General features: G+C 53.1%; 14 protein-coding genes. 10 read left to right on the top strand and 4 right to left on the bottom strand.

From position 1 onward, the window contains the following. The first annotated feature begins 81 nt into the window (after positions 1-81). Positions 82-555, top strand: a complete 474-nt coding sequence (locus tag RQP18_RS04225) for a glutathione peroxidase (protein WP_342388917.1) — start codon at positions 82-84, stop codon at positions 553-555. 73 nt (positions 556-628) lie between these two features. Then, positions 629-1,222, top strand: a complete 594-nt coding sequence (locus RQP18_RS04220; protein WP_342388916.1) for a pyridoxamine 5'-phosphate oxidase family protein — start codon at positions 629-631, stop codon at positions 1,220-1,222. A 107-nt stretch (positions 1,223-1,329) separates the two neighbouring features. On the opposite strand, the gene RQP18_RS04215 is transcribed toward RQP18_RS04220, so the two are convergent. After that, a complete protein-coding gene (locus RQP18_RS04215) occupies positions 1,330-2,784 on the bottom strand; it encodes a protein adenylyltransferase SelO (RefSeq protein WP_342388915.1) in 1,455 nt (484 codons plus the stop codon). A 177-nt stretch (positions 2,785-2,961) separates the two neighbouring features. Between RQP18_RS04215 and RQP18_RS04210 the strand changes: the two genes are divergently transcribed. From RQP18_RS04210 to RQP18_RS04175, 8 genes are all read left to right on the top strand, one after another. Continuing rightward, positions 2,962-4,146: a M20 metallopeptidase family protein gene (locus RQP18_RS04210; RefSeq protein WP_342388914.1), complete on the top strand. Its 1,185-nt coding sequence runs from the start codon at positions 2,962-2,964 to the stop codon at positions 4,144-4,146. Positions 4,147-4,176: 30 nt separating this feature from the next. Continuing rightward, a complete protein-coding gene (locus RQP18_RS04205) occupies positions 4,177-4,887 on the top strand; it encodes a DUF5058 family protein (protein WP_342388913.1) in 711 nt (236 codons plus the stop codon). 25 nt (positions 4,888-4,912) lie between these two features. Beyond that, a complete protein-coding gene (locus RQP18_RS04200) occupies positions 4,913-5,629 on the top strand; it encodes a small-conductance mechanosensitive channel (protein ID WP_342388912.1) in 717 nt (238 codons plus the stop codon). Then, a complete protein-coding gene (locus tag RQP18_RS04195) occupies positions 5,630-6,880 on the top strand; it encodes a M20 family metallo-hydrolase (protein WP_342388911.1) in 1,251 nt (416 codons plus the stop codon). A gap of 251 nt (positions 6,881-7,131) precedes the next feature. Continuing rightward, complete coding sequence (locus RQP18_RS04190; protein ID WP_342388910.1) at positions 7,132-8,199, top strand: LLM class flavin-dependent oxidoreductase; 1,068 nt, start codon at positions 7,132-7,134, stop codon at positions 8,197-8,199. After that, positions 8,196-8,762: an NADPH-dependent FMN reductase gene (locus tag RQP18_RS04185; RefSeq protein WP_342388909.1), complete on the top strand. Its 567-nt coding sequence runs from the start codon at positions 8,196-8,198 to the stop codon at positions 8,760-8,762. Before RQP18_RS04190 ends, RQP18_RS04185 begins: the two co-directional genes overlap by 4 nt. 102 nt (positions 8,763-8,864) lie before the next feature. Next, the gene (locus tag RQP18_RS04180) at positions 8,865-9,098 is read left to right on the top strand and encodes a DUF3953 domain-containing protein (protein WP_342388908.1); all 234 of its coding nucleotides are present in this window, start codon (positions 8,865-8,867) and stop codon (positions 9,096-9,098) included. 151 nt (positions 9,099-9,249) lie between these two features. Next, complete coding sequence (locus tag RQP18_RS04175) at positions 9,250-10,365, top strand: M24 family metallopeptidase (RefSeq protein ID WP_342388907.1); 1,116 nt, start codon at positions 9,250-9,252, stop codon at positions 10,363-10,365. Positions 10,366-10,412: 47 nt separating this feature from the next. Here RQP18_RS04175 and RQP18_RS04170 read toward each other — a convergent pair whose 3' ends face one another. The 3 genes from RQP18_RS04170 to RQP18_RS04160 all read right to left on the bottom strand — a co-directional run bounded on the left by RQP18_RS04170 (position 10,413) and on the right by RQP18_RS04160 (position 14,947). After that, the gene (locus RQP18_RS04170) at positions 10,413-12,416 is read right to left on the bottom strand and encodes a CocE/NonD family hydrolase (RefSeq protein WP_342388906.1); all 2,004 of its coding nucleotides are present in this window, start codon (positions 12,414-12,416) and stop codon (positions 10,413-10,415) included. 1 nt (position 12,417) lies between these two features. Further along, positions 12,418-13,935, bottom strand: a complete 1,518-nt coding sequence (locus RQP18_RS04165) for a BCCT family transporter (RefSeq protein ID WP_342388905.1) — start codon at positions 13,933-13,935, stop codon at positions 12,418-12,420. 268 nt (positions 13,936-14,203) lie between these two features. Beyond that, positions 14,204-14,947 carry an SDR family NAD(P)-dependent oxidoreductase gene (locus RQP18_RS04160; protein WP_342388904.1) on the bottom strand — a complete coding sequence of 248 codons (744 nt, stop codon included), beginning with the start codon at positions 14,945-14,947 and terminating at the stop codon, positions 14,204-14,206. Positions 14,948-15,052: the final 105 nt, after the last annotated feature.

Genomic DNA, 15,052 nt, shown 5'->3' with positions numbered 1-15,052 from the left:
CCTGGAGTACAAGCCGAATCAATGGTGCTTGTGTCCAGGATTACATATAATGTAGGTATCATCCCATAAAGGAGTGTTCGTATGAGTATCTATGATATAGAAGTCAAAAAGGCGAATGGCGAGACGTATTCGCTCGACAAATATAAAGGCAGACCGTTGCTGATTGCGAACACCGCAAGCCAATGCGGCCTGCGCGGGCAGTACGATGAACTCGAAACACTGCACCAGGAATACAAGGATCAGGACCTCGTCGTCCTCGGCTTCCCCTCCAACCAGTTCAACAACCAGGAACCCGGATCGGCACAGGATGCAGAGGAAGCCTGCCGCATCAATCATGGCGTCACTTTCGACATCCATGACATCATCGATGTCAACGGTGAGGATGCCCACCCGCTGTTCAAGCACCTGAGAAGCGAAGCGGGGGGCATGATGGGCGACAAGATCAAGTGGAACTTCACCAAATTCCTTGTAGACCGTGACGGCAACGTCGTGACACGTGTGGCCCCGACCACATCCCCGCTCAAAATGAAGAAAGACATCGAAAAAGTACTCTGACATGACAGTGAGCACGGACCATCAGATCTCGTGCCCACTCTTTTTATGTCCGCATATGGAAAGGAAGACTCCAATGTCCCAAGGCGAACGCAACCTTCAGACCCACTATGGTACGAAAAGACGCGCCGATGCATTCTACACGAACCAGATGATCGATCATGTGAACCATGAGATGACCCGGTTTATCGCAGACCAGGAAATGGTCTTCATCTCCACGGCTGACGCCAAAGGCAACTGCGACAACTCATTCCGCGCCGGCGATCCCGGATTCGTGCGGGTTCTGGATGCGCACACCCTCCTCTACCCCGAATACCGCGGCAACGGCGTGATGGCGAGCCTCGGCAATATTACCGAAAACCCGCATATCGGCCTGATGTTCATCGACTTCTTCACCCACCACATCGGCCTCCACGTCAATGGCAGCGCAGCAATCATCGAAAATGAAGACCTTCCCGCCATCGGCCTCGACGCCGCCACAATCGAACAGATGCACACAGAGGAAGGAGGCCGCGCCGAACGCTGGGTAAGAATCCGCGTGGATGAAGCCTACATACACTGCTCCAAACATATTCCCCACCTTGTGAGACAATCCGATGTCACCGACTGGGGCACCGATGATGAGAAGAAGAAGGGCGGCGACTTCTTCAATGTGAAGGGGCGGAAATAGGGTGTGTGCCGGTCAACTGCCACTGAGCATTCCGGCCGATGGCAATCAAATGCATCCCCCCCACGCAAAAAGCGTATTCCCACCGGGAATACGCTTTTCTTCATATATCATGTGCCACAAAATGTCATATGGACCTTGTCATCATCTTCGGGCGGCTCCTTGTACTCCTTGTCGTGCCCATCATCGAACGGGTTCGTCAGCACCTCGATCAGCTTGGATGCCTTGCTGTAGTCGCCCTGCTCCACGGCGAGGTCGAGCGCCTCCTCCACCAGATGGTTCCTCGGGATGACCGCCGGATTCACACTGCGCATGAGCATGTGGGCAGCCTCCATCGTTGCATCCTGTGCTTCCAGTCGTTCCTGCCACCTGCCGTGCCAGTCGTTGAAGCGCTCGCTGTCGCTGAATTCCACGCCATCCGGGTCGTCCAGAGACAGCGCCCTGAACGTCTGTGTATAGTCGGCTTTATGATGCGCCATCAGATCGAGCAGTTCCATCGCCAGGTCATCATCCGCCTTGCCGCCGACCAGCCCCAGCTTATCCCGCATGCCGGCCTGCCAGTATTCATTATACAGTCTGCCGAATGCACTCAGGGAGTCCTGTGCGATCTGCACCGCCTCCTCCTTATCCTCATCGAGGAGCGGCAGCAGCGTTTCTGCAAACCGTGCGAGATTCCACTGGGCGATGCCCGGCTGGTTGCGGTAGCGATAACGCTTGTTGACATCGATCGAGCTGAAGGACGCCTCCGGATCATACGTGTCCATGAAGGCGCATGGACCATAGTCGATCGTCTCTCCGCTGATGGTCATATTATCCGTATTCATCACACCATGGATGAATCCCACCAGCTGCCACTTGCTGATGAGGGATGCCTGGCGGTCGATGACCGCATCCAGGAACTTCAGATACTTTTCATCGTCGTCCTCACCGGCAAGCTCCGGATAATGGCGTTCAATGGCATAGTCGGCAAGTATTTTGACGTTGCCCTCCCCTTCGGTGCGGGCGGCGTATTCGAACGTGCCCACCCGCATATGACTCTCAGCCACACGGGTCAATACCGCACCGGGCAGCATCCTGTCACGGCTGACCGCCTCTCCGGTCGTCACCAGGGCCAGCGCACGGGTCGACGGGATGCCGAGCGCATGCATTGCCTCGCTGACGATGTATTCCCTGAGCATCGGCCCAAGGGGTGCACGCCCGTCTCCCATGCGGGAGAACGCTGTGCGTCCAGCCCCCTTCAGCTGGATGTCGAACCGCTGTCCGTCCGGCGTAATCTGCTCGCCGAGGAGAATTGCCCGGCCATCACCGAGCATGGTAAAGCTGCCGAACTGGTGGCCGGCATAGGCCTGTGCAATCGGCATGCCGCCATCCGGAATCGTATTGCCTGAAAAGACATCGCCGGATGCCGTCTGAAGATTTCTCGGATCGAGTCCCAGCGTTTCGGCCAGCTTCCAGTTGAACAGGACGATTTCCGGAAACTCCGCGCGCTCCGGCTTTGCTGACTTATAGAATATCTCGGGTAGACTGGCGTAACTGTGTTCCAACTGCCATCCACTTTCTGTCATATGATCCCTTCCCTTTTTAAAAAACATGTTATCTACCTATATATTAACAAAATAAAAGCCCAGTTCCTAATCCCACCATCTTGAATCGGTATGTAGGAATATCTGACATGGAGTTGACACGCCCCTCCTTATTGATTATTCTGAATACTATATTAATTCAGAAATGGGATGATTACATTGCAGGATAAAATGTTTGAACGGTTCGAAGCGCTCTTTCCGGATATGGTCGAATTCCGGAGGGATCTACATATGTACCCGGAGCTTTCCTTCCACGAGGTCGATACACCGAAGAAGGTCGCCACCTTCCTGAAGGCGCTGGGGCTTGAGGTACAGACGGAAGTCGGCGACCGTGGCGTGGTCGCCACTCTGCATGGCGGGAAACCGGGGAAGACCGTCGCCCTCCGTGCCGACTTCGATGCACTGCCGATCCATGAGGAAAACGAAGTGGCCTACCGCTCCAGGATCGACGGGGTCATGCACGCATGCGGCCATGATGTCCACACATCCGGCCTGCTGCATGTCGCGAAGGTACTGAGCGAATTCAGGGAGGAGCTGCCGGGGAATGTCGTCTTCATCCACCAGTTCGCCGAAGAGCTTGTGCCCGGGGGTGCCAAGTTCATGGTGGAGGATGGCTGCATGGAAGGGGTCGATGCAGTCTTCGGTGCCCATGTGAACTCGAAGGAACCGCTCGGCCGGGTCGGCTACCGGCCCGGTCCATCGATGGCGAACGGGGACAATTTCGAAATCACCATCCATGGCAAGGGAGGCCATGCCGGCATGCCGCACCTGACCGTCGATCCTGTGGCCATCGGCGGGCAGCTGATGGCATCAATCCAGCAGATCGTCAGCCGCCAGACGGACCCCCTCGAATCTGCAGTGGTGACCGTCGCCACCTTCCAGGGGGGAGACAGCTTCAATGTCATTCCCGACACGGCCCTGCTCAAAGGGACCGCCAGAACCTTCAAGCCGGATGTGCGTGAAAATGTGGAAGCCGCTATCCGGTCGGTGGCGAAGTCGACATGCGAAGGCCTTGGTGCCACAGCCACGGTGAACTACATCAAAGGCTATCCGGCAGTCGTCAATGACGAAGCCGAGACGGCGCGCTTCGCCCGTGTCGCCAAATCTTTATTCGGCGAAGAGCTGGTGTACGAGATGACACCGATGATGGGCATGGAGGACTTTTCCTACTATCTCCATAAAGCCCCGGGATCGTTCGTCTGGGTCGGCGGCGCGATGCCGGACGCGTCCGACATATACCCGCACCACCATCCGAAGTTCAACGTCAACGAGGAGTCGATGCTGTACATCGGCAAGCTCTTCATTGCCACCGTCCTCGACTATCTGGAGGACGATGCATCATAAGCAGTGCCATAAACAAAGGAGGATTTATCAATGGGAGATATTCTACAGATCGCAAACAGTACCGCATTCTGGATTTTCGCATTCATCATCGTCGCCATCGTCGCCTTTCAGGCCATCATATTCCTATGGATTGCCGGACGTTCCGCACCTGAGGCGGATATGACGAAACACGAGGTCAAAACGGCCATCCGCGCCGGATTCATCAGCTCGATCGGACCGTCATTCGGCATCGCCATCGTGCTCATATCCCTCATCGCCCTGATCGGTTCGCCGATCACACTCATGCGCATCGGCATCATCGGTTCAGCAGCCACTGAATCCAGTGCCGCAGCCATCGGTGCTTCGGCGTTCGGGGTTGAGCTTGGTGCCGAAAACTTCCCGATCGAGGCACTCGCCGCCGTCATGTGGACGATGTTCCTCGGCGGTACGGGCTGGCTCATCTTCACGATGCTGTTTACGAAATCGATGGGCAAAACGCAGGAGAAGATCCAGAAGCGCAACCCGAAGATCATGGCCAGCGTCGCACTCGCAGCAATGCTCGGGGCATTCGCCTATCTTGCCAGTCAGCAGATGGTCAACGGTCCGAACCACGCGGTGGCCGGAGTCGTAGCACTTGCCGCCATGGTCGCCATGATGAAATATGCCGACCATCGCAATCTCAGCTGGCTGAAGGAATGGGCACTCGGATTTGCACTGCTCATCGGTATGACGACCGGCTATCTGACAACATTCATCATGTAAAATTAAAAAACAAAGGGGTCTTTCAATGAATAATGTAGCAAATCAGACAGCAAATGTTGCTGTTGATTCACGGATTAGCGGAACAGAGGCTTCATCGATGGAACTGTTCTACAGACGCTCCCACTTCTGGGGCAGGCTGACGCTTCTCGTCATCATCATCATGTCACTCATCCCACCACTCTATATCTCATTCGTACTGGATGCGCACCCGGGCTGGGGCGTCATCGCGACCGGACTCGTCGGATATGCATCATTCATCGGTATCATGTGGGTACTCGAGCCGATCACATACTACCCGACACTCGGCGTCGCCGGCACATACCTTGCATTCCTGACGGGCAACATCGCCAACATGTGTCTGCCCTGCTCGTCTGCAGCACAGAAATCGGTTGGTGCAGTACCCGGCTCCCAGAAGGCGGAGGTCGCGGGTGTATTCGGAATCGCAGTCGCATCACTCACCAACATCATCCTGCTTGTCATCATGATACTCGGCGGTACATATCTGATTTCGATGTTCCCACCGTTCGTCGAAGGCATGTTCGGTTTCGTCCTGCCCTCCATTTTTGGGGCGGTGCTCGGGCAGTTCGCCTATCGCACTCCGAAATACGGCGTCATCGCACTCGTCATCGGTATGGCTGTACTGTTTTCACCCATCTTCAGCCTGATCAAGATCGCACTCTGCGTGGCACTCACCATCGCCGTCGTGCTGTTCATGGAAAAACAGAAGGGAAACCTCGATTAGATGGATAAAACAATCAACACAATCAATGCATCACGGTTATCGGAACGCATCCACGCACTCGCGGAAATCGGAAAGATCGAGGAGACCGGTGTCAACCGCCTCGCCCTGTCCGAAAAATACAGGGAAGGCATGGACCTCGTCCGGAAATGGATGGATGAAGCCGGCCTCGACACACGCTATGACAACTTCGGCAACCTCATCGGCAGGCTCGAAGGAAAGGATGAAAATGCCCCTGCCGTCATGCTCGGCTCCCACATCGATTCGCAGCCATACGGCGGCCGGTTCGATGGCACCATCGGTGTGCTCGGCGGATTGGAAGCCGTCCAGACGATGATGGAACAGGGCATCGAACCCGATTTTCCCGTTGAAGTCATGTCCTTCTGCGATGAGGAGGGACACCGTTTCGGGGTCGGCCTGTTCGGCTCCCGCGGCATCCTCGGGAAGCTCGAACCCGACGAACTCGAACGCGCAGATGCAGAGGGTGTGACACGGCGGCAGGCGCTGATCGAATTCGGTGCCGATCCCGATAAGCTCCATGAGTCCGAATATGATTCTGCCGACCTCAAAGCCTATGTGGAGATGCATATCGAGCAGGGGCCGAACCTCGAAGCCGCAGACACGCCCGTCGGCATCGTCAGCGGCATCGCCGGACCCAGGTGGCTCACCGTCGAACTGACGGGATTCTCAGGCCACGCCGGCACGGTGCCCATGGCAAAGCGCCGCGACCCGCTCGTCGGCGCCTCCTACATCATCGCCGCCTTCAACAGCCTCGTCCAGTCGGAACCCGGTGCCCCGTCCGTCGGCACCGTCGGCGATCTCGAAGTCTTCCCGGGCGGCCGCTCCATCATCCCCGAGCGTGTCAGCTTCACCATCGACCTCAGGGACAGCGACCTCGAACGCAGAAATACTTACGAAGAGGCACTCGTGAACATCATCGAAAGGACCGCATCCGAGCACGGGCTCGAATACACCATCCATGACGACGGCGGCACCACACCAAAGGAAGCCAGCCAGGAAATCATGGATATCATGAAGGCAGAGAGCACCGACATCGGCATCGATCCACCCGTGCTGATGAGCGGCGCTTTCCACGATGCCAGCAACATGGCGGATGCATGCGATATGGGCATGATCTTCGTCCGGTGCAGGGACGGCATCAGCCACAATCCGGCTGAGTACTCCACAGACGCAGACATCGCCGTCGGCACCGAGCTGCTCTACCGCACCATGTTGCATCTTGCGAAGGAATAAAATGCATATGAAGCTCCAATCCGTCCCCCTTGTGTGGGATGGGTTGGGGTTTTTTGTATGAGCATGTTGATGCCGCCAATTGTCATTCACCGAAATGCTCAGTGACAATTGGGATGCACAATCACTCCCAAACATCAGTCCTGCGCCGTATTTTTATTCCCATCCATCCCTTTCCGGACGGATTATTTCTCATTTTCTCGATTTCATTACATAATAAAAGTAATCATCTGACATATGAAAGGACGTCTTCAATGGAACAGTATCGCATCAACAAGGATAACGGCCTGGAATTCGGGCTCTATACACTGGGGGATCACCTCCCGAATCCGCAAACAGGCCAGAGGATTCCCGCTCAGCAGCGCATCAGGGAGATCATCGAACTTGCGAAGCTCGCTGAAGAGGCGGGCATCGACTTCTTCAGTGTCGGCGAGAGCCACCAGGATTATTTTGCAACACAGGCCCATACGGTGGTCCTCTCCGCCGTCGCCCAGGCGACCGAGAAAATAAAGATCTCGAGCTCCTCGACCATCATCAGTACGCTCGATCCGGTAAGGGTCTATGAGGATTTCGCGACCATCGACCTCATCTCGGGCGGCCGCGCTGAAATCATCGCCGGCCGGGCCTCCCGCGTCGGCCTCTTCGACCTGCTCGGCTACGACCTCAGCGATTATGAGGCACTATACGAAGAAAAATTTGACCTGCTGCTGAAAATCAACGAGAATGAAACAGTCAACTGGGAAGGTGCATTCCGTCCCGCCCTTAAAAATGCACGGGTCCTCCCCCGTCCGCTAGATGGCTACCTGCCGATCTGGCGCGCTGTCGGCGGCCATGCCGCAAGTGCCATCAAGGCCGGTGCCGCCGGTGTACCGATGCAGATTGCGATGCTTGCGGGTCCGACCCAGAACTTCAAGGAAACGATCGGCATGTACCGGGACACGGCACGGCAATATGGCCATGACCCGGACCAGCTCCCCGTCGCCACGGCCGGATTCTTTCATGTCGCCGAAACAACTCAGCAGGCACAGCGGGAGGTTTATCCGCATATAAATGAAGGTATGAAACTAACAAATGGTGCCGGATTCCCGAAACGCGGCTTCGCCATGGGTGCCGACAGGCGCAATGTACTGAACGTCGGCAGCCCGCAGGAAGTCATCGAGAAGATCCTCTATCAGCATGAACAGTTCGACCACCAGCGCTACATCGGGCAGATGGACTTCGGCGGCGTTCCATTCGACCAGCTCATGCGGAACATCGAATGGATCGGAAAAGAAGTACTTCCTGCCATCAGAAAATACACCAAAAAGGAGGCTGACCAATGAAAATCGTAGGACTCTCCGGCTCGAACGTCGGCTCCAAAACACGCACCACCATGAAATATGTATCCGAAAAACTGACCAGCCAGTACCCGCATGTCGAGTGGACGTTCATCGACCTCGCGGACTACAGCGTCCAGTTCAGCGATGGACGCAACTACCTCGACTATGAGGGGGACACTGCATATGTCACAAGAACCATCATGGAAGCGGATGCCATCATCATCGGCACACCGATCTTCCAGGCTTCCATTCCGGCAACACTGAAGAACGTCTTCGACCTGCTGCCGATCAATGCACTGCAGGACAAGATCGTCAGCTTCTTCGTCACCGCCGGCACATCCAAGCACTTCCTCATCCCCGAAACCCAGCTCAAACCGATTCTGAGCTACATGAAGGCACAGACGGTGAGCACGTATGTCTTTATCCAGGAGAAGGACTTCATGAATAAGGAGATCATCAATGACGACATCATCTTCCGGCTCGATGCACTGGTCGAGGATACCGTCATGCTGACCGATACGTACAAGCGCATCCGTGAAGAGAAGGAATCGATGTATGATTTCTAAGAGCTATGACCTGGGTGCTCCCAGGTCATTTTTTATGTTACATTCATAATAAGTTTTATATTACATATTTATCCATTCTAAACTTCAGCCTGGAGGGATTACTTGATCTTTGTACTTAGACTCATCTTTTCTATAACCACCGCTGGACTCGCCCTCTACGGGCTGTTTACTGACAACTATGAGCTGATGCCATGGATGTTCCTCTCCATGTCTTTCCTCCTCCTGGCCATGGGAATCGACGAGTTCCTGAAGGGTCGTAAAGTATTTGGAGTCTTTTCCCTCATTGCTTTTGCTTTTGTCCTGTACGTCTCGTTAGACGGATTCTTTCTATACTAGATTTCAAGGATGAAAGTTTTTTGATGCTATTTCTGATTCCAAACCGGTCCCAGGGGCCGGTTTTTTCTTGGCATATAATCTCTCCTCAAGACAGAACTCACCCTCACAGAATGCTATACTGGGGAAATGAATACATATAGGAGGAAATCATATGCCAATCGACTACAGTAAAAGAATGCAAACACTTATGGGGCGTTTGAAATCGAAGGCGTTGGATATCGCACTCATCACCGATCCGACGAACATCTTCTACTATACCGGTTTCTACGCCGATCCACATGAGCGCTACATGTCACTTGTGATCCATGCTGAACACGGGAGCTCTGCACTGTTCCTCCCTGCCTTGGATGAAGAGATGGCAAAGGAGTCGGCAGAAGTGGACGAAATCCACCCGATATCTGACGAAATGGATCCTTTTTATATCATCAAAGGTATGATGGAAGAAGATATCTCAAAAATCGGCATTGAAATGGATGTGATGACGGTCAGCCACCAAAATGGTCTCAAATCCATCTTCCCCGGTGTGGAATATATGGACATCACCCCCTCCATCGACCGCATGCGCACTCTCAAGACACAAGCGGAAGTCGATGGCCTTAAGAAGGCGGTGGAGATTATAGAAACAGTTCTTGAAGAAGGACTTGCAACCATCCATGAAGGGATGACGGAAGCGGCGCTCACGGCTGAATTCGAGTACCTGATGAAGCGGCACGGCGCAGCAGGCCCTTCATTTTCCACCATGGTGCTCTCAGGCGAGAAATCGGCCATGCCCCATGGCAAACCGGGAGAACGCAAACTCCAGGAAGGGGACTTCCTGCTGATTGATTTCGGCGTCATCACGAATGAGCGGTACTGCTCCGACATCACACGCACCTTCGTCATCGGCAAGCCGACCGGGAAGCAGAAGGAAATCTATGAAACCGTGCAGAAGTCGACACAGGCAGGTGTCGATGCAGTCAGGGCCGGCGCTCCACTGAAATTGTTCGATATCGCAGCCAGGGATGTCATTGAAGCAGCTGGATACGGTGAATACTTCAACAACCGGGTCGGTCATGGCCTGGGGATAGAAGTGCATGAAGCACCTTCCATCCACCATGAAAATGAACAGCTTGCGGAGCCGGGCATGGTCTTCACAATAGAGCCGGGCATATATATTCCCGGCTTCGGAGGGGTACGGATTGAAGAAGAGGTATACATCAATGAAGACGGTGAGCCGGAAGTGCTGACATCCTTTCCAAGAAATCTCAGAAGCATTCAAATAAGATAGTAAGACGCAAAGAAGCCTCCGACGGTGTCGGAGGCTTCTTCTTTAGTCTATGTGTAGTTCCTTCTGATCTTCTTCTCCCATGTTTTGGAGAAGCATTCTTCGCCGTTGTTGTAGGCGACAAGCTCATTCACGAGATAGTAGTAATCTGCGTCACATGACATCACACTTTTCGTCTTCATTTCCGTGTCGATGTCATCATCCTTCACAACCACGTTCCAGTCACATTCCACTCTAGCTGAAAGCGGATCGTTTTCCCTGATTATATAGGCATTGCGGTTTTCAGTGCCGTAAGTGATGTTGAGGCCTGGCAGTGTCCTCAGACCTTCGTCCGAATAGTCTTCCAGCACCCATTCATCCTCCGTCAACCGCTTGATGACTTCACGTGTTCTCGACCCTTCGCGATGGATCTGCTTCTCAAGCGGTGCTGCCGTTTCCGCCTGCTCATGCTTCAGCGAAACCGCTTCAAAATCATTGACAACCGGCAGTTCCAATTTCGAAGCTTCGAGATCCACAGTGAGTCCCGCAATTTCCTTGGCCGGCCAGATCTGCGGCCAGTAGGTCGGTGATAGGGAAATTTCAATCGAATGGCCCTCCGGAACCTGATAGCCGATGACATCGAGCGTGAACGCGACATCGATATATTCATCGATCGGCAGATCTTCAGGGAACTCATGGCTCCTGTAATGGTTCAGGTTCAGCTGCCCCCGCGTGATGAGCGTCTTCTCACCATCCGGGTGCACATCCGAGATTCTTGCATGGACGTTTGCTTCCTTGACATCGGACTTCACTTTCAATTTTGCCACCGGCTGTCCGGCAATGTTCACCGCTTCCTTCTGCGGCTCCAGAATGATGGAAGTTGCCAGTGCGTTCTCGATCGTCTGGTCATCCGGCAGGTCGCCGTCCTGTCCGAACGGACAGTATACACCTGAATAGAGGCCATGGTGCTGGATGTTCTTCAACCGCTGTTCACCGGTACAGCCATTGAACAGGTCGAGTATCTCCTGGTCTTCCTTGAACAGATCGAGCCATCTGCCTTCACGGTACTCATAGGAAGTTGCAGGCTTCACGCTGTCCTGGAGGTAGACGAGGAATTCATCGGTGTGATCGACATCTCCATCAACTTCCATCCATTTGTCCAGCCATTCCACCACTTCCTGGAGATAGCCCATCTGGGGACCCGGAATCGCCATATCAGGGAATTCATGTGCCCATGGTCCGACGATGCCCTTTTTCGGCACATCGAGATTGTCCATCAGACGGAAGAGTGCATCCGGATAGCCGTCCGCCCAGCCACTCATCGTCAGGACCGGGATTTTGATGTCACTGTAGTCCTCCCGGACCGAACCGTGCTTCCAGTATGCATCGCGCGTCTGATGGGATACCCATTCCTCTACGAATGGCGGCGTATTCTCCATCCTGTCGAGCCACATGTCATACCAGCCGTCCCCGACGAATTTTGGGAAAGGCGGCCGCGCATTATAGGCGAACATCGTCGATGCCCACCAGAGCATGTCGGAGGCCATCATTGTGCCGCCCCTGTAATGGACATCATCCGCATAGCGGTCATCCGTGGAGCATAGGGAGATGATCGTCTTCAGCGCCTCGGGCTGATGTGCCGCCACCTGCAGGCCGTTGAAGCCGCCCCAGGATTTGCCGATCATGGCGACTGAACCATTCGACCACTCCTGATTCTCGATCCAGCTGATGATGGCGAGTGCATCATCCTGTTCCTGCTGCGGATACTCATCTTCGATGATGCCTTCCGAATCCCCGGTGCCCCGGATATCGACCCGTATGGACGTATAGCCGCACCCGGCAAAATACTTGTGGCGGATCTCATCCCTGAGCGCTGTGAACTCGTCCTTCCTATATGGCAGGAACTCGAGGACGGTCCCTTTCGTTGTACCCTTGATATTCTTCGGCTGCCAGAGCTTGCCTGACAGCTTGATGCCGTCAGGCATCTCTATCCATGTATGGTGGGTCACTTCCACTTCATACGGGAAATCTGTACGTTCCTGTATTTTATTGTAATCAACATCGAAAACACCCAATTTATTTCTCCTCCTCATAAACATGTTCATCATTCTTCAGCCATTTCATCAAGGAAATGACGAGCAGTGCGTAAATGATAACAACAGGCACTGCCACGACTACAGCCGATGTCTGTACAACACTCAACCCGCCTATGAGCAGCAGTGAAATGGACAGAAATGCCATGATCAATCCCCACAGGATGGTGTGCCATACCGGCGGTTCAATGCCATCCCCTACTTTGATTGAAGCAGTGGATGCAAGAATATAGGATGCCGAATCCAGTGATGTCGCGAGGAATATGAAGCCCAGTACGACAAAGAAGAGGATTGCGATATAGCTGAATGGCAGTGTTTCGAGCACATTGATGATGGTTGATGCATCACCGTTCTCTGCCATGCTCCCAAGCACATCCAGTTCACCCGTCTGCTGCAGGTTCATCGTATAGCCGCCGAAGATGCCGAAGTACAGCCAGCTGCCGAGGGAACCCCATCCAAGAATGTGGAGTATCAGGCTCTTCAATGTGCGGCCCTTTGAAATCCGTGCGATGAACAGTCCCATGAACAGGGCTGTTGCGGCAAACCATGCCCAGTAGAATACCGTCCAGGCCTGCGGGAATCCGCCGCCGCCAATAGGATCTGTATAGAAGCTCATCCTCAGGAAGTTCTGGGACATGATGCCGAAGCTGTCCGTAAAATATGTCAGTATGAATCCCGTAGGTCCTACAAGGATGACGAAGATTGCGAGTGCAAGCGCAAGATATACATTGATGTTACTCAACCTGCGTATGCCCTTGTCCAATCCAAGGGAGGCGCTTGTAATGTAGATTATGGCCCAGATGACCATGATGATGATGCTGAGTGAGACAGACTGTTCCACACCGAGAAGATGACCGATGCCGGCAGAAACCATCGGCACCCCGAGGCCGAGTGATGTACCCAGTCCACCAACAAGACTCCAAATCACAAGGATGTCTATAATCTTGCCGAGGATGCCGTCGGAATGTTTGCCGAGTGCACCTTTTACTGATTGGCTGACCTTCAGGGATTTATTCTTCTTATTGAAGAATGAATACGCAATGACGATCGTCGGGAAAGCATAGATGCACCATGCGGAAATACCCCAGTGGAACATACCGTATGCAACAGCCCATTCGGCCGCAGTCTCACTGCCAGGTTCAAAGCCGAACGGTGGGCCTTGGAAATAGTACATCGGTTCGATGATCGACCAGAACATGATGCTCGTTCCCATGCCCGCACAGAACAGCATGGCACCGTAGCTGAAGTTGTTGAACTGGGGAGGTCCTTCCCCAAGTTTGACCCTGCCGTATTTGCCGAAGGCAATCCACAGCAGCAGGACGAAGAGTCCGAAGGTCATGAACTGGAAGATCCAGTCCATCCGTGTATTGATCGCCGTAAGCATGCCGTTGAGCATCGTTTCTGCTGAAGACTGGAACACGACCAGCAGTATGGTCAGTGACAGCAGCACAACGATGGACGGCCAGAAAATAAATGAATCCAATTTTGCTTTTTCTTTCATCAAAAGCCTCCTAAAGTTTATTTAAAAAAACTAAAATTTATGTATCTCTCACGGGTGATATCCTGAATCAACCTAACAAATATAACGGAAGTAATCAACGTTATTGCGAAAATTCATTAAAATTAAAAATGTTTAGAATATATTAATAATTTAATTGCCAAACTATTATATTACTTTTTACATCAAAAAGGAAGGCCGGAATAAATATGCTTGAAGAAGACACAAAAAAAGGCACCAGACCGAAGTCTGATGCCTCATAACCACTACATTACTGGGCTGTATAGCCACCGTCCACGAGAAGTGTCGTGCCTGTAGTGAATTCATTTTCTGCCAGGAATACGACCGCGTGCGCGATTTCTTCCGGTTCACCGAGTCTGCCGATTGGGTGCTTGCCGACGAGAGTTTCATAATAATCTCCCAACGCTTCCCTGTTCACCATTCCGGACTCGACGTAGCCGGGAGCAACTGCACTTACCCGGATGTTGTCCTGGGCATATTGTAAAGCGACGGATTTCGTCATCAGATTCACAGCGCCTTTGGACGCATTGTACGCGAATGCTGTCGGCTCGCCGACACTGCCGAGGATGGAGGCTGTATTGATGATTGCACCGCCGCCAACCTTCTGCATTTCAGGAATTGCGTATTTTGAACCGAAGAATACGCTGTCCTGATTGACTTTGATTACTTTGTTGTAGTCTTCGTAGGAAAGCTTGTGCGTCTCACCCTGAACACCGATTCCGGCATTGTTGAACATGACATCCAGTCGTCCAAACTTTTCAACCGCGAGAGCAACGACATTTTTAACATCCTCTTCAACGGAAACGTCCACTTTCTCAAAAAGGACATCCCCGTACTGTTTGAGGCTCTCTTCTGCCTTCTTACCAGACTCTTCATTATAATCTGCCACAATGACTTTCGCGCCTTTGTCCAGGAACGCTTTCGCTGTAGCCAGACCGATGCCTGATCCGCCACCTGTTACAATCGCAACTTTGTCTCTAAGATCCAAAATCATTTCCTCCTTTGATGACTATCTATGATTTACTATACATATACCTCACATCCGTTTGTATGAAACCCGGCATACATGTCTGAATCAAGTCGGTTGGAAAAGATTTTT

This window comes from Salinicoccus sp. Bachu38 (genome assembly GCF_038561955.2).
GTDB lineage: Bacteria > Bacillota > Bacilli > Staphylococcales > Salinicoccaceae > Salinicoccus > Salinicoccus bachuensis.
The sequence above is the reverse complement of the archived record's forward strand: the minus strand, read 5'-3'. Positions and strand labels throughout refer to the sequence as shown.